We start from the raw sequence: 14823 nt of genomic DNA on the forward strand, positions 1-14823 counted from the left end.
CCGCCCTTTGCCGGGCCATTTGCCCGGACGTATGCGAGAGAGCCCCGGCCCATGCTGTCCTATGCCCTCAAGCGCCTTCTGGGCGCTGTCCCGACATTGTTTTTCATCATCACCGCCGCCTTCTTCCTGATGCGCGTGGCTCCCGGCGGCCCCTTCGACCAGGAGCGCACGCTGGAGCCCTCGGTGATGGCGAACCTGAACGCCACCTTCGGCCTCGACCGCCCGCTGCACGAGCAGTACCTGATGTACCTCGGCAACCTCGCGCGCGGAGACATGGGCCCGAGCTTCGTCTATCGCGACTTCAAGGTGCATGAGCTGCTGGGCTCGGGTCTGCCGGTGTCGATCCAGCTTGGCCTTTCGGCGCTGGTGCTGGCCTTCGTCGTCGGTGCGGCGCTGGGCTGCATCGCGGCGCTTCGGCAGAACTCCTGGGTGGATTACCTGGTGATTTCGGTCGCGACTTTCGGGATCACCGTGCCGAACTTCGTCGTCGCGCCCGTGCTCGCGCTGATCTTCGCGATCTGGCTGAACCTGCTGCCCGCCGGCGGCTGGGAAAGCTGGAGCCTGCAGCACATGCTGCTGCCCGTCGTCACCCTGGCGCTGCCGCAAATCGCGGTGATCGCCCGCCTGATCCGCGGCGCGATGATCGAGGCGCTGCGCTCGGACCATGTCCGGACCGCCCGCGCCTACGGCCTGCCGACCCGTCGGATCGTCGTCTACCACGCACTGCGCGCCGCCAGTCTGCCGGCGGTGACCTACCTCGGCCCGGCCGCCGCTGCGCTGCTGACCGGCTCGATCGTGGTGGAGCAGATTTTCGGCATCCCCGGCATCGGACGCTACTTCGTGCAGGGCGCGCTGAACCGTGACTACACGCTGGTCATGGGAACGGTCATCATCGTCGCCGTCTTCGTCGTCCTCTTCAATCTGCTTGTCGATCTGGCCTATGCGGCGCTGGATCCGAGGGTTCGCTATGACTGATCAAACCGCCCTGTCGCTGGACCAGGAGGAGCCCGAGCGCCCGTCCCGCTCGCTCTGGGCCACGGCGTTCCTGCGCCTGAAGCGTAACACGCTGGCGATGATCTCGCTTGCGGTGCTGATCTTCTACATCATCGCCGGAATCATCGGCCCCGAGATCACCAACCACCACTATGCCGAGGTCTACCCCGAGTTCGTGAAGGTGCCCGCCTCGCTGGAAGGCTATCCGAAGGCCGAGGAGATCCCCGAGCTGGCCGAGGATGCGCTGGCGCGCGCCCGGCTGGACCTCGGGCAGATCACGGTCGACGGCAACACGATCCGCGTCGAGGCTTCATCCAGCCGCGAGATCGACCCGCGCGTGACCCGCTATCTGGACCGGTCGGACTTGTTCTCGAATTCGCGCATCGCCGAGACCAGCGCCGATGGCACTTCGGTCGTCATGGAATCCGACGTCGAGCGGCTGCACTTCTATTTCGGCACGGATGCTAACGGGCGGGACCTGCTGGCGCGAACGCTGATCTCGGTCCGGGTTTCGCTGATGATCGGGGCGCTGGCCACCGGCGTTGCGCTGATCATCGGCGTGCTTTACGGCGCGACCGCGGGCTTCATCGGAGGGCGCGTCGACAATTTCATGATGCGCATCGTCGACGTCCTTTACTCGCTGCCGTTCATCTTCTTCGTGATCCTGCTGGTGGTGTTCTTCGGCCGCAACGTGGTACTGATGTTCATCGCCGTGGGCGCGGTCGAATGGCTGGACATGGCGCGCATCGTGCGCGGCCAGACGCTGAGCCTGAAGAACCGCGAGTTCGTTCAGGCCGCCGAGGCGCTGGGCGTCCGCTCCACCGGTATCCTGCGACGCCACATCATCCCCAACACGCTGGGGCCGGTCATCATCTACATGACCCTGCTGATCCCCAAGGTGATCCTGCTGGAGAGCTTTCTGTCGTTCCTGGGCCTCGGGGTGCAGGAGCCGTTGACCTCGCTGGGCGTGCTGATCTCGGAAGGGGCCAAGAACATGCGGGGCGATGCCTACATGCTGTTTTTCCCCGCCGCCACGCTGACCCTGTTGCTGTTTGCGCTGAACTTCCTGGGCGATGGCCTGCGCGATGCGCTCGATCCGAAGGACCGCTGAGATGGAGCCGATCTTCAAGCTGACCGACATGCATGTCCGCTTCGATACGCCCGATGGCGAGGTTCACGCGGTGCGCGGCACGTCGATGCACGTGAACCCCGGCGAGACCGTCGCCGTGGTGGGCGAGTCCGGTTCGGGCAAGAGCCAGATCATGATGGCGGCCATGGGTCTGCTGTCAACCAACGGCAAGGCCCAGGGCTCGGCCCGGTTCCGCGACCAGGAACTGCTGGGCCTGAGCCCGCGCAAGCTGAACCAGCTGCGGGGCAAGAAGATCACCATGATCTTCCAGGAGCCGATGACCTCGCTGGATCCGCTCTACCGGATCGGCGACCAGCTGATCGAGCCGATGATCGAGCACGAGGGACTGTCCCCCCGCAAGGCGCGCGACCGGGCGCTGGAGCTACTGAAACTGGTCAAGATCCCCGAGCCGGAGCGCAAGCTGCGCGCCTATCCGCACGAATTGTCGGGCGGCCAGCGCCAGCGCGTTATGATCGCGATGGCGCTCTCGGGCGATCCCGACCTGCTGATCGCGGATGAGCCGACAACGGCGCTCGACGTGACCATCCAGGCCGAGATCCTGGCCCTGCTGGCGCAGCTACAGAAGAAACTGGGGATGGCGATCCTGTTCATCACCCACGATCTGACGATCGTCGAGGCTTTCGCCGACAGGGTCTACGTGATGCGCAAGGGCGAGGTGATGGAGGAAGGGCCGGTCAGCCGCATCTTCGGTGATCCGCAGCACGAGTACACCAAGATGCTGCTGGCCGCCGAGCCGCACGGCCACAAGGATCCGGTGCCCTCGGCGCCGGTACTGCTCGAAGCCGACGACATCCGCGTCACGTTTACCCGGCCGCAGGGCTTCTTCGGTCATGACGAATTGCGCGCCGTCGACGGGCTGAGCGTGCAGCTGCGCGAGGGCCAGACCATCGGCATCGTCGGCGAGTCCGGCTCGGGCAAGTCCACCTTCGGGCGGGCGCTGCTGCAGATGCTGCCCTCCGAAGGCACGGTCGTGTTCCAGGGCAGCCGCATTTCGGGGCTCGACAAGCACGCGATGCGCAAACATCGCAAGGCACTGCAGATGGTGTTCCAGGATCCCTACGGTTCGTTGTCTCCGCGCATGACGGTGGGCGAGATCATCACCGAGGGTCTGCTGGTGCACCAGCCCGAGCTGACCGCCAAGGACCGCGAGGCCCGGGCCGCCGAGGCGCTCAAGGCGGTGGGGCTCGAGGCGAACATGCGCAACCGCTTCCCGCACGAGTTCTCGGGTGGTCAACGCCAGCGCATCGCCATTGCCCGCGCGGTGATCCTGCGGCCCAAGGTGGTCGTGCTGGACGAGCCGACCTCGGCGTTGGATCGGTCGGTGCAGGCGCAGGTGATCGAGTTGCTGAGGGATATCCAGAAGGAATTCGGCCTCAGCTATATCTTCATCAGTCACGATTTGGCCGTCGTCCGCGCCCTTTCGGATACGGTGATCGTGATGAAAGAGGGCAGGGTGGTCGAACAGGGTCCTGTGGATCAGATCTTCGACGCCCCAACCAGCGACTACACACGCGAACTGATCGAGGCGGCCTTCCGCCTGAACACGGTGCTCGAACGCGCGGCTGCCCGCGCTTGATCGGGTCTGCCCCGGTTGGCCATATCGCGGTCTACCGGGGCGATGTTCAGAACACCCGCCCAGCCCGATCCGGCGGCCGCCAGGACCAGCGCGAGAGGTTGATGATCAGCGCGCAGACCCTTGTCACGGCACCGGCCTCGTTGCGGACCGGCGCATAGGTGAGCGAGCACCAGATTTCCCGACCGTGCCGATCGAAGAGCACCCGCTCCTCGGTGCGCAGGCGCCCCTGAAGCACCCGCGCCCAATGGCGTTCGTAATACGGAGAGTGGCCCGGCTTGTGCGCGGTCTCGGCCAGCTCGGCCAGTGAAAGCGTGCGGAGGTCCTCTAGCGGCAGATCGAACAGGCCCTGGGCGTTGGCGTTCGCGCCCTCGACCTGCCCCGAGGCGTCGAACCAAATCAGGCACTGCGTCGCGTCCAGCGCGGCCATCAGGCCACGGTATTCAGCGCGGTCGGCGGATTGCAGGGTCAGGCGAATCGGCGGCATTGGCAGGCTTCCTTCTCGGTCGCCCCAGCCCTAGCGCCGGCAAGTTAAGAACCGGTGTTAGGAACCAGCGTCGAGCAGCGCGCGGCCGCGCGCGATGAGTGTGCGGTCGCAGCCAAGCGCTCGCATCGAGCGCGCGGTGGTCTGGTCCGCCACTTCTTCCATGCAGCAGTTGTCCACCCGCATCTTGCATTGGGAAAGGTCCGCCGCGCCGTGGATCGCGCTCCAGAAGAACCGCGTGTCCTCCAAGGTCGGCTCGTCGTCTATGCCGCCCAGACGGTACAGATCGCGCATGTTCTCGAACGTGCAATCCTGAACCGTGTAGCCCATCTGTTCCGGGTCCGATTCCTTGTCCTTGCGGCAGAGAACGCCGATTCGCCCGAACATCATCCGCCAGAGTGCGGGCTGTTCATGCGCGAACTCCACGAAGGCGCGGCCCATTCTGAAGGCGCGGGCCACCGCGATCTCGACGGCGGTTGCCGGCTCGCTTTCGGGTCGGATCGAGACGAACCGCTCCCGGATCTCCTCGAAGCCCTGGTGTGCGACGGCCTTCAGCAGGGCGTCTTTGTCGTCGAAATGCCGGTAGACCGCCCCCGAGGACACGCCCAGGTCCCGCGCGGCGGCGCGCAGGCTCATGTGATCGATCCGACCCGCGTCCGTCTCCGCGCGGGCATAGCAGATCAGCGCGTTCCGCAGGTCGCCGCGCTTCAGCGGCTTCTGCGTCGCCGGGGTCGTCGTGATGGGGGCCAGTTCGCTCATGCCCCACATGTAAGCATTGATCACCGGCCGATCAAAGGGGGGCCGGGCGGACGTCACGGAAACCGTGATCAGAAGTCGATGGCCTTGCCGTTCAGTTCGTAGTCGCCATAGCGCACCGGTTCAGGCCCGTCGCGGCCGCCCAGTTCGGGTGGCAGGTCCAGCGCCTTTGCGGAGTTGCGGCGCGCGTCCGCTTCGGCCAGTGCGCGCATGGCTGCGGCCTTCCTGCGCTCTTCGGGTGTCATCGCGGTTTCGTCCGGCTGGTCGGGCAAGCGGCTTCTCCTTCCGTCGTGCATTTCCTATATGAGCTGCGAACCCGGTGAAACAAGCCGAAGAGGACGAGCGATGAACATCTTGCGGACCGGCATGCTGCTCGCGGCGCTGACTGCGCTGTTCATGGGCACCGGCTATCTGATCGGCGGCACCTCTGGGATGGTGCTGGCACTGGTCTTTGCCGTCGGCACGAACCTTTTCACCTATTGGAATTCGGACAAGCTGGCGCTGCGGATGCACGGCGCGCAGCCGGTCAGCCGGATGTCCCAGCCCGAGCTTTGGGACATGGTCGCGAGCCTCGCGCAGCGGGCAAACCTGCCGATGCCGGGCGTCTACGTGATCGATTCGCGCCAACCCAACGCGTTCGCGACCGGGCGGAACCCGGACAATGCAGCCGTTGCCGTGACGACAGGCCTACTGCACGCGCTGAACCGGGCCGAGGTCGAGGGGGTCATTGCGCACGAACTCGCGCATATCCGCAACCGCGACACGCTGATCATGACCATCGCCGCGACGATCGCGGGCGCGATCTCGATGCTGGCGAACATCGGTTTTCTCTTCGGCGGCGACCGCGACAAGGGGCAGTTCGGTGTCCTCGGCGTGCTGATCGCCGTCTTCCTTGCGCCGCTGGCCGCCGCGCTGATCCAGATGACCGTCAGCCGGACGCGGGAGTACGGCGCTGACGCGGGCGGGGCCGAGATCTCGGGTCAGCCGCTTGCGCTGGCTTCGGCTCTGGCCAAGATCTCGGCGCACTCGCGGCATGTCACCATGCCGTCGGCCGAGACGCATCCGAACTCGGCGCACATGTTCGTCATCAACCCGCTGACCGGCATGCGGCTGGACCGGATGTTTGCGACACACCCGCCGGTCGAGCGCCGGATCGCTGCGCTCGAGGCGATGGCCGCCGACGGGCACTACCGTCGCCCCGGCCCGCAGCCGCGCCATCCGCACGAGCGTCGCAGCCCCATTCCGACGGTCCGCCGCCGGTGAGTGAAGCTGCAGGACTTCCCGCACGCCGCGGCGCGGCGGCGCTGCTGTCGGGCGTACTCGAGCGTCGCCGCACCCTGGCCGAGCTTACCGCTCCGGGCGGGGCGCTTGATGCGCTCGAACCCGCGGATCGGGCGCGGGCGACGGCCATCGCAACCGGCGTGCTGCGCCACCTTCCCGCGCTCGACGCGGTTCTGACCCCAATGCTGCGCAAGCCGCCGCCCGCGCCGGTGCTGGGGGCGCTGCGCATTGCCGCTTGGGAGATGGTGACGGACGGTGTGCCGGACTATGCCGCCGTGGACGGCGCCGTGCGGCTGGTGCAGGCCTCAAAGAAGCATGGTCACCTGTCGAAACTGGCGAACGCCGTTGCCCGCCGGCTTTCCCGTGAGGGGGCCGAGGCCTGGGCCGCCCGCCCCGCGCCTACGCTGCCTGGCTGGCTTCAGAAGCCTGTCGCCCGCGCCTGGGGGACCGAGGCTGCCGCCGCGATCGCGCTCGCGCAGACGGTCCCGCCGCCGCTGGACCTGACGCCACGCGAGGCAAGCGACATCGATAGTTTGGCCGCCGAACTGGACGCAGAGCTGCTGCCGACCGGCAGCCTGCGCCTCGCTTCGCCGGGACAGGTCAGCACGCTGCCGGGCTTCGCCGAGGGCCGCTGGTGGGTGCAGGACGCCGCCGCCGCGATGCCGGTACGGCTCCTGGGCGATGTCGCGGGCCTGCGGGTCGTGGATCTTTGCGCAGCGCCGGGAGGCAAGACGATGCAACTTGCCGCCGGGGGCGCGCAGGTGATGGCGGTTGATCTCTCGGACAGCCGCCTTGACCGGCTGCGCGAGAACCTCGCCCGAACCGGTCTGCAGGCCGAGGTGATCGCCGCCGATGCGCTGGACTGGAGCCCTCCCGAACCGGTGGACATCGTGGTGCTCGACGCGCCCTGTTCGGCCACCGGAACGCTGCGCCGACACCCGGACCTGCCGTATGCGCGCCCCGCGCCGGATCTCGCGCCGCTCTTCGAGTTGCAGGCGGCGCTGATCGACCGGGCGCTGGGCTGGCTGAAACCGGGCGGGCGGCTGCTCTACTGCACCTGCTCTCTGCTGCCGCGCGAGGGCGAGGCGCAGGCCGCCGCTGCGACGGAACGTCATCCGGGCCTGATCGTGGCCCCGCGCCGCCCGGAAGGCGCCCAGGACGACTGGTGGACCGCCGAGGGCCATCTGCGCCTGCGCCCCGATTTCTGGGCCGAGCGCGGTCACATGGACGGCTTTTTCGCAACGGTGTTCATCAAGCCCGGCGGGTGAGGTGACAGGTTCTCGCGACGGGCGTAAGGTCGGCCCGAGTGCAACCAGGGAACCCCAACGCCCGTGTCCGGACCGCTTTCCGCGCTGACCGACAGTTTCGGCCGTTTCCAAACGCGCCGGGCCGAGGCGCGCGCCCGCCAACGGATGCGCGAGTTGACCGCCGGGCGGGAGTTCTCGGGTCTGCGGCATCGCCCCGAGGCCCGCGAGTTCGGCGACTTCACCGCCGCCCGACAGGCGCTCGACGGCACGCTGGTTCTGGGTGGTTTCTCGACCCCGCTGCGCGGCCTGACCCCGTGGGAACTCGAACTGCCGTCCGATGCCCTGATGCAGCGGTTGCATGGCTTCGGCTGGCTCGACGACATGGCCGCGCTCAGCGGCAAGGCGGCGCGGTCCCGGGCACAGGCCTGGGTGCTGGGCTGGCTCGATCGTTTCGGCGACGGCACCGGGCCGGGCTGGCAGGCCGCCTGCACCGGACAGCGGCTTCGGCGGCTTCTGGTGCATCTGGGCTTCCTGGTACGGCACCTGCCGGCGGAATCGCTCGAACGGGTGCAGGCCGCGCTGGCGCAGCACACCGCCTATCTCAAGGACACCTGGGCCGAGGAGTCCGATCCTGTCGCTCAGCTCGAGGCGCTTTCGGGTCTGGCCTTCGGCGCGCTCTGCCTCGACGGATTCGACGACGAACTGCGCATCGCCCGGTCCCGGCTGACCGCGTTCTCGAACGAAACGGTGGGCGAGAACGGTGGCATAGCAGCGCGCCGACCCTCGGGCCTGTTGCGGGTGTTCCACGAGCTGTTGCTGCTGCGGGCGCTTTATGACGACCTCGGCCAGCCGCCGCTGCCGGAGCTGGAGGCGGCGATCCTCCGTATCGCGCCGACACTGCGGGCCCTGCGCCACGGCGACGGCACGCTGGCCCGGTTCCACGGCGGTAGTGCCGGGGCCGAGGGTGCGCTGGACCTTGCTCTGGCGGATTCGCGCTGCCGCACCCGCCCGCGCGAGACGCCGGCCATGGGTTTCGTCCGGCTGCATGGCGGCCGCACGCAGGTGATCGCCGACTGCGCACGCCCGCCGGGTCAAGCGCCGCGTGCCCATGCCAGCACTCTGGGCTTCGAGATGTCTTCGGGGCGGCAGCGGATGATCGTCAACGTAGGCCCCGCGCTGCCTCACCTGCCGGACTGGGTGCGGACGCCGCGCACAACGCCAGCGCACAACACGCTGGCGCTGGACAAGACCTCGTCCTCGCGCTTTGCGCCCGAGCGGGCGGCGGGCAATCCCGAGCTCGACGCGCTACACGGGCGGCCCTCGATGGTATCGCTGGCGCAGGCGTCGGACATCACCGGGTCCTGGATCCAAGTCCGGCATGACGGCTATCTCGAGGATTACGGCCTGCTGCACGAGCGCCGCCTGTTCGTCAGTGCACTGGGCGACCAGGTGCATGGCGAGGACGTGCTGCTGTCACCGGACCAGAAGGCTCGCCGCCGCTTCCTTGCACGGATCAAAGGCGCGGCGAAGCTGGGTGTCGGACTGTCGGTGCATTTCCACCTGCACCCTGACCTTAAGGCGGAACTGGAACGCTCTTCGGACAGTGTTCGGCTCTTCCTGCCCTCGGGCGAGGTCTGGCTGTTCCGGCACCAGGACGGACTGATGGACCTCGAGACCAGCGCCTATGTCGATCCGGACCTCCCCCAGCCTCTCCCCGCGCGGCAGATCGTGGTACGGGGCCGTGCGACGAGTGCCTCGGCCGATATCAGCTGGAGCCTGGTGCGCGAGCGCGCCGCGCCGCGGCCGGCGCCGGGGCGTCCCCGCGTGCCGCCTGAAGCACCGTCCTAAGGAACGCCTTTACCCGGCAACCATTGACGCCCGGTGAGGCTGGCGGCACATAGGGGCCGAATTCCAGCCCCCCAGACCCGGAGTCGCCCCATGACCGCCAGCCCCGACCGCGTGACACCCGCACGCGCCCTGATCTCGGTATCCGACAAGACCGGACTGGTCGAACTGGGGCAGGCATTAGCCGCACGCGGGGTCGAGCTGGTCTCGACCGGCGGCACCTCGAAGGCGCTGCGCGAGGCGGGGCTGACGGTTTCGGACGTTGCCGACCTCACCGGTTTCCCCGAGATGATGGACGGGCGCGTGAAGACGCTGCACCCGATGGTCCACGGCGGTCTGCTGGCGCTGCGTGACGATGCCGACCACATCGCGGCGATGGAAAAGCACGGCATCCTCCCGATCGATATCCTCGTGGTGAACCTCTACCCGTTCGAAGAGACCGTCGCCCGCGGCGCCGAGGCGCCCGAGGTAATCGAGAACATCGACATCGGCGGCCCGGCGATGCTGCGCGCCGCGGCGAAGAACCACGCTCATGTCGCCGTCATCACCGAGCCCGAGGACTACGCCGCGCTGATCACCGAACTGGACGCGCAGGACGGCGCGACCTCGCTGGCGTTCCGCACCCGGATGGCGGCGCGGACCTATGCCCGGACCGGTGCCTACGATGCGGCGGTATCGGCGTGGATGACCAAGCATTCGGGCGATGAAAAACCCGCGCGCCGAGTCGCCGCCGGTCGCAGCGCCGGAGAACTGCGCTATGGCGAGAACCCGCACCAGCAGGCGGGCTTCTTCCGGTCCGGCGACAACCGGCCCGGCGTCGCCACTGCCCGCCAGCTTCAGGGCAAGGCACTGAGCTACAATAACATCAACGATACCGATGCCGCCTACGAACTGGTCTCGGAATTCGAGCCTGAATCCGGTCCCGCCGTCGCCATCATCAAGCACGCCAACCCCTGCGGCGTGGCGCGCGGCGCCTCGCTGGCCGAGGCGTACAAGGCCGCTTTCGACTGCGATCGCACCTCGGCTTTCGGCGGCATCGTCGCGCTGAACCAGGAACTGGATGCCGAGACCGCCGAGGAGATCACGAAGATCTTCACCGAGGTGGTGATCGCCCCCTCGGTCAGCGCCGAGGCGGCGAAGCTGTTCGAGGCCAAGAAGAACCTGCGCCTTTTGAGTGCCGGTGCGCTTCCAGATCCGGCGGCGCCGGGCCTGACCTGGCGGCAGGTTTCGGGCGGGTTCCTGGTGCAGGACCGCGACAACGGCCGGATCAACGGCGACGGGCTGAAGGTGGTGACGGAACGCGCGCCGACGGCCTCGGAACTGGCGGACATGCTGTTCGCCTGGCGCGTCGCCAAGCACGTGAAGTCCAATGCCATCGTCTATGCGCGGGACGGCAAGACCGTCGGTATCGGCGCTGGCCAGATGAGCCGCGTCGACAGCGCCCGGATCGCCGCGCGCAAGGCCGCTGACATGGCCGAACAGCTGGGCCTGCCCTCGCGTCCGACCGAGGGTTCGGCGCTGGCCTCTGACGCCTTCTTCCCCTTCGCCGACGGTCTGCAGGCGGCGATCGACGCGGGCGCGACGGCGGTGATCCAGCCGGGCGGGTCGGTCCGCGACCAGGAGGTCATCGACGCTGCCAACGAGGCGGGTCTGGCGATGGTCTTCACCGGCATGCGCCATTTCCGGCACTGAACGATGCGCACTCCGGCATTCTGGCTGACGGTTACGGCGCTGAGCGTACTGGTGGTCGACAAGGCCACCAAATGGGCGGTCGTCGAGGGGATGAACCTGGCCGAGGTGCTGCGCGTCGATGTGCTGCCGCCGTACCTCGTGTTCCAGATGGCCTGGAACCCGGGGATCAACTTCGGTCTCTTCGGCTCTGATTCGGGGTTTCAGCGCTGGTTCCTGGTGGCGCTGGCGGTTGCGGTCTCGATCGGATTGTCGATCTGGGTGCTGCGCAGCGGGGCAGGGCGACGTTCGGCCGCGGCGGTGGGCGCCATTGTCGGCGGGGCACTCGGAAATGCCTGGGACCGCGTCGGCTATGGCGCGGTCGCGGATTTCATCAACATGAGCTGCTGCGGCTTCGACAACCCCTATGCATTCAACGTCGCGGACACCGCGATCTTCCTCGGGGCGGCTGCACTGCTGATCTTTCCGCAAGCTCCGGCGGAAGGGCGCTGAGGGGGCGTGACGCCGCCCGAATCCTGCGCTATCAGGGGCAACGCATGAGACATCGCATGGCACTTAGAACCCGGACCCTACTGCTTGCAGGCGCGGCGCTTTCGCTGGCCGCCTGCGGCGGCGCGACAGATGACGACCGCAGTGCGGTCGAACGGCTGAGTGCGGCCAGCACGATCGCGCCCGAAGAGTTCGACGTTCTGCCTCAAAAGGCGATCGTCGTGCCCGATAACCTGAATTCGCTGCCGCCGCCGATTCCCGGTGGGCGGAACCGGACCGACCTGACGCCGAACGCCGACGCTATCGTTGCGCTCAGCGGGCAGCCCGGGCGGGGCACCACCGTGGCGTCGGACAACGCGCTGCTCGTCGCCACGAATGCAGGCGCCGTTCAGCCGAACATCCGCCAGGTACTTGCGGTCGAGGACGTCGAATATCAGCGAAGAAACCAGCCCCGGTTGCTCTATCGCTGGTTGGGCAACACTGGCGAGAGCCGTGTCTACGACGGGCAGCGGCTGGATTCGGAGGCAGAGCTTCTGCGCTGGCGGTCCCAGGGATATCTGGTGCCGCAAATGCCCCCGGGCTGACGTCACGACGTACGGCACCCCTCTTGCCACCGCCGCCATGCCTTCTACACTCACCGACCGAGGAGGACGCATGCGCAAACTGTTCGCCCTACTTGCTATCCTGAGTCTCGCTCCGCTCCAGGCGCTCGGCGCCGAGCCAGATGACGGAATCACGGCCTTCACCCTCGACAACGGCATGCAGGTGCTGGTGCTCGAAGACCATCGCGCGCCAGTGCTGACCCACATGGTCTGGTACAAGGTCGGCGCAGCGGACGATCCGCACGGCAAGTCGGGCCTTGCGCATTTTCTCGAGCACCTGACCTTCAAGAAGACGGACGAGCTGGATCCCGGGGATTTCTCGCGGATCATCGAGGCCAACGGCGGGCAGGACAACGCGTTCACCAGCTGGGATTTCACCGGCTACTACCAGAAGGTCGCGTCGGATCGCCTGGACCTCGTGATGGGGCTCGAGGCCGATCGCATGGCCGATGTGATCCTGACCGAAGAGATCGTCGGGGCCGAGCGCGACGTGGTCCTCGAGGAACGCGGCAGCCGGGTGGACAACAACCCCGAGGAAAGCTTTGCCGAGCAGCGCCGCGCAGTGCAGTTCCTGCATCACCCTTACGGCACACCGATCATCGGCTGGCGGCACGAGATTGAGGGGCTTACAGCCGAGGACGCGATTGCCTTCTACCGGAAGCACTATGCCCCGGATAACGCGATCCTGATCGTTGCCGGCGACACCACGCCCGAAGACGTCCGCACCCTGGCCGAAAAGCACTACGGCCCGATCCCGCCCGCGGGTACCCCGGAGCGTGTGCGCGTGCAGGAGCCCGAGCCGCTGACCGAGCGCCGCCTGGTCCAGGCCGACCCGCGCGTCCGCCAGCCCTATGTCGTGCGCAGCTACATTGCGCCGCGCCGCGTTCCGGGCGAAGCCAAGCAGGCGGCGGCGCTGACCATGCTGGCCGAGCTCCTGGGCGGCGGTATTACCTCGCACTTGGTGCAGACCCTCCAGTTCGAAGACAAACTCGCGATCGGCGCGGGCAGTTTCTACGACAGCATCAGCTATGACCCGAAGCAGTTCGGCGTCTACGTGATCCCCGCGCGAGGCGTCAGTCTGGAGGACGCCGAAGCCGCGATGGACGAGGCGCTCGCCGAGTTCATCGCTGAGGGTCCGGACCCCGAACATCTCGAGCGGGTCAAGACGCAGGTCCGGGCCGCGCAGGTCTACGCGCTCGACCGCCAGGACAGCCGCGCGCGGCTCTACGGGCGGGCGCTGACGGCCGGGCTGACGGTCGAGGATGTCCAGGCCTGGCCCGAGGCGCTTCAGGCAGTCACGCCCGAAGAGGTCGTCGAGGCCGCGAAACTGGTGTTCGAACAGGGCAGGGGTGTGACCGCCTACCTGACCGGCACGGACGAGGGACTCTGATGCGACTGTTTCCGCTTCTGATCGCGCTGGTGTTGCTGCTGGCACAGCCGCTGCGCGCCGCGACCGAGATAGTCGAAGTGACGTCTCCGGGCGGGATCAAGGCATGGCTGGTGCAGGAGCCGTCGATCCCGATGCTGGCGATCAACGCCCATTTCCAGGGCGGTGGCGTGCTGGACCCCGAGGACAAACTTGGTGCGGCGAACCTGATGACTGCCCTTCTCGAAGAGGGTGCGGGCCCCTACGACAGCTTCGGCTTTACAGCCCGCGCCGAGGAACTGGCGCTGCGCTACGGCTTCAGCGCGGGTGCAGACGGTGTGTCGGTCAGCGCCGAGATGCTGACCGAGTTCCGTGAGGAAAGCGTCGAGCTGCTGGCGCTGGCCGTCAACGAGCCCACCTTCGCCGACGAGGCGCTGGAGCGCGTGCGGTCCCAGGTTCTTTCGTCCCTGCACGCCGACCAGACCAACCCTAACTGGTTGGCCAGCCGCGCGCTGAACCAGACGCTCTATCCCGATCATCCCTATGCGCGTCCGGTTGATGGTACGATCGAGACCGTCAACAGCCTCACCCGTCAGGATCTTTTCGACGCACACCAGCGTTCTTTCGTGCTGGACCGGCTGAAAGTGGGCGCGGTCGGTGACATCACCCCCGAGGAGCTAGGTCTAATGCTCGATCGGCTCTTCGGCACCTTGCCCCAGGAAGGCCCGGACCTGCCCGGTTTCGCGCAAATCCCCGAGCCTGGCTCGCTCCAGGTCATCGACTTCGATTCCCCACAGGCGGTGGCTCGTTTCGGCCACTCCGGCCTGACCCGCGATCATCCGGATTTTCTTGCCGCCTATGTGCTGAACCAGATTCTCGGCGGTGGCGGCTACGCGTCGCGCCTCATGGAAGAGATCCGTGTCAAGCGCGGCCTGACCTACGGGATCAGCACCTGGCTGGGCGGCGGCGACTTCGCGACGCTCCATGCCGGCGCGGTCTCGACCGCCAACGGCAAGATGGCCGAAACCCTCGGTCTGATCCGCGAGGAATGGGAACGGATTTCCAGCGAGGGGATCACGCAGGAAGAGCTCGATGCCGCCAAGCAGTACTTGACCGGCAGCTACGCCCTGCGCTTCGACAGCAACGCCCGGATCGCGGGCGGCCTTGTCGGCCTGCAACGCGAGCGGATGCCGATCACCTATCCGCGCCAGCGCAACGCGCTGATCCGCGATCTGACGCTTGAGGAGGTCAACTCCGTCGCGCGTCGCCTGCTGCGCCCGGAAGCGCTGCACGTGGTCGTCGTAGGCCGCCCCGAGGGCGTTTCCGCCACACAATAGCGGGCCCGATA

General features: G+C 67.5%; 14 protein-coding genes. 11 read left to right on the forward strand and 3 right to left on the reverse strand.

The window, feature by feature from the left end:
- The first annotated feature begins 51 nt into the window (after nucleotides 1–51).
- From oppB to ACW9UR_RS00300, 3 genes are read left to right on the forward strand one after another with little or no spacing between them, the layout of a single operon-like run.
- Nucleotides 52–975: an oligopeptide ABC transporter permease OppB gene (oppB, locus tag ACW9UR_RS00290; protein ID WP_458914886.1), complete on the forward strand. Its 924-nt coding sequence runs from the start codon at nucleotides 52–54 to the stop codon at nucleotides 973–975.
- On the forward strand, nucleotides 968–2104 hold the full coding sequence (locus ACW9UR_RS00295; RefSeq protein WP_458914887.1) for an ABC transporter permease: 1137 nt from the start codon (nucleotides 968–970) through the stop codon (nucleotides 2102–2104). Before oppB ends, ACW9UR_RS00295 begins: the two co-directional genes overlap by 8 nt.
- Before the next feature lies 1 nt (nucleotide 2105).
- Entirely contained in the window at nucleotides 2106–3719 is a 1614-nt protein-coding gene (locus tag ACW9UR_RS00300) for an ABC transporter ATP-binding protein (RefSeq protein WP_458914888.1), read from the forward strand.
- Between the two features lie 46 nt (nucleotides 3720–3765).
- Here ACW9UR_RS00300 and ACW9UR_RS00305 read toward each other — a convergent pair whose 3' ends face one another.
- From ACW9UR_RS00305 to ACW9UR_RS00315, 3 genes are all read right to left on the reverse strand, one after another.
- The gene (locus ACW9UR_RS00305; protein WP_458914889.1) at nucleotides 3766–4203 is read right to left on the reverse strand and encodes a PAS domain-containing protein; all 438 of its coding nucleotides are present in this window, start codon (nucleotides 4201–4203) and stop codon (nucleotides 3766–3768) included.
- Nucleotides 4204–4260: 57 nt separating this feature from the next.
- Complete coding sequence (locus tag ACW9UR_RS00310) at nucleotides 4261–4959, reverse strand: TetR/AcrR family transcriptional regulator (protein WP_458914890.1); 699 nt, start codon at nucleotides 4957–4959, stop codon at nucleotides 4261–4263.
- Nucleotides 4960–5027: 68 nt separating this feature from the next.
- Complete coding sequence (locus ACW9UR_RS00315) at nucleotides 5028–5201, reverse strand: DUF1674 domain-containing protein (RefSeq protein WP_458914936.1); 174 nt, start codon at nucleotides 5199–5201, stop codon at nucleotides 5028–5030.
- 100 nt (nucleotides 5202–5301) lie between these two features.
- On the opposite strand from ACW9UR_RS00315, the gene htpX reads away from it, so the two are divergent.
- The 8 genes from htpX (at nucleotide 5302) to ACW9UR_RS00355 (ending at nucleotide 14812) form a co-directional block, all read left to right on the forward strand.
- Entirely contained in the window at nucleotides 5302–6219 is a 918-nt protein-coding gene (htpX, locus tag ACW9UR_RS00320) for a zinc metalloprotease HtpX (protein WP_458914891.1), read from the forward strand.
- Nucleotides 6216–7505: an RsmB/NOP family class I SAM-dependent RNA methyltransferase gene (locus ACW9UR_RS00325; RefSeq protein WP_458914892.1), complete on the forward strand. Its 1290-nt coding sequence runs from the start codon at nucleotides 6216–6218 to the stop codon at nucleotides 7503–7505. The genes htpX and ACW9UR_RS00325 overlap by 4 nt, the downstream gene beginning before the upstream one ends.
- 63 nt (nucleotides 7506–7568) lie before the next feature.
- Nucleotides 7569–9332: a heparinase II/III family protein gene (locus tag ACW9UR_RS00330; RefSeq protein ID WP_458914893.1), complete on the forward strand. Its 1764-nt coding sequence runs from the start codon at nucleotides 7569–7571 to the stop codon at nucleotides 9330–9332.
- A 90-nt stretch (nucleotides 9333–9422) separates the two neighbouring features.
- Complete coding sequence (purH, locus tag ACW9UR_RS00335) at nucleotides 9423–11021, forward strand: bifunctional phosphoribosylaminoimidazolecarboxamide formyltransferase/IMP cyclohydrolase (RefSeq protein ID WP_458914894.1); 1599 nt, start codon at nucleotides 9423–9425, stop codon at nucleotides 11019–11021.
- 3 nt (nucleotides 11022–11024) lie between these two features.
- Complete coding sequence (lspA, locus tag ACW9UR_RS00340; RefSeq protein ID WP_458914895.1) at nucleotides 11025–11510, forward strand: signal peptidase II; 486 nt, start codon at nucleotides 11025–11027, stop codon at nucleotides 11508–11510.
- Between the two features lie 56 nt (nucleotides 11511–11566).
- A complete protein-coding gene (locus tag ACW9UR_RS00345; RefSeq protein ID WP_458914896.1) occupies nucleotides 11567–12091 on the forward strand; it encodes a DUF3035 domain-containing protein in 525 nt (174 codons plus the stop codon).
- A gap of 70 nt (nucleotides 12092–12161) precedes the next feature.
- Nucleotides 12162–13499, forward strand: coding sequence for a M16 family metallopeptidase (locus tag ACW9UR_RS00350; protein ID WP_458914897.1), 1338 nt, complete (start codon nucleotides 12162–12164; stop codon nucleotides 13497–13499).
- Nucleotides 13499–14812, forward strand: a complete 1314-nt coding sequence (locus ACW9UR_RS00355; protein ID WP_458914898.1) for a M16 family metallopeptidase — start codon at nucleotides 13499–13501, stop codon at nucleotides 14810–14812. Before ACW9UR_RS00350 ends, ACW9UR_RS00355 begins: the two co-directional genes overlap by 1 nt.
- The last annotated feature ends 11 nt before the right edge of the window (nucleotides 14813–14823 follow it).

The organism is Halovulum sp. GXIMD14794, assembly GCF_054457455.1.

Coding starts and splice junctions, on each gene's coding strand:
- ACW9UR_RS00345 (WP_458914896.1), top strand. CDS start 11,567: ATGGCACTTAGAACCCGGACCCTACTGCTTGCAGGCGCGGCGCTTTCG.
- ACW9UR_RS00350 (WP_458914897.1), top strand. CDS start 12,162: ATGCGCAAACTGTTCGCCCTACTTGCTATCCTGAGTCTCGCTCCGCTC.
- ACW9UR_RS00295 (WP_458914887.1), top strand. CDS start 968: ATGACTGATCAAACCGCCCTGTCGCTGGACCAGGAGGAGCCCGAGCGC.
- ACW9UR_RS00305 (WP_458914889.1), bottom strand. CDS start 4,203: ATGCCGCCGATTCGCCTGACCCTGCAATCCGCCGACCGCGCTGAATAC.
- lspA (WP_458914895.1), top strand. CDS start 11,025: ATGCGCACTCCGGCATTCTGGCTGACGGTTACGGCGCTGAGCGTACTG.
- ACW9UR_RS00355 (WP_458914898.1), top strand. CDS start 13,499: ATGCGACTGTTTCCGCTTCTGATCGCGCTGGTGTTGCTGCTGGCACAG.
- htpX (WP_458914891.1), top strand. CDS start 5,302: ATGAACATCTTGCGGACCGGCATGCTGCTCGCGGCGCTGACTGCGCTG.
- ACW9UR_RS00310 (WP_458914890.1), bottom strand. CDS start 4,959: ATGAGCGAACTGGCCCCCATCACGACGACCCCGGCGACGCAGAAGCCG.
- ACW9UR_RS00300 (WP_458914888.1), top strand. CDS start 2,106: ATGGAGCCGATCTTCAAGCTGACCGACATGCATGTCCGCTTCGATACG.
- purH (WP_458914894.1), top strand. CDS start 9,423: ATGACCGCCAGCCCCGACCGCGTGACACCCGCACGCGCCCTGATCTCG.
- oppB (WP_458914886.1), top strand. CDS start 52: ATGCTGTCCTATGCCCTCAAGCGCCTTCTGGGCGCTGTCCCGACATTG.
- ACW9UR_RS00315 (WP_458914936.1), bottom strand. CDS start 5,201: ATGACACCCGAAGAGCGCAGGAAGGCCGCAGCCATGCGCGCACTGGCC.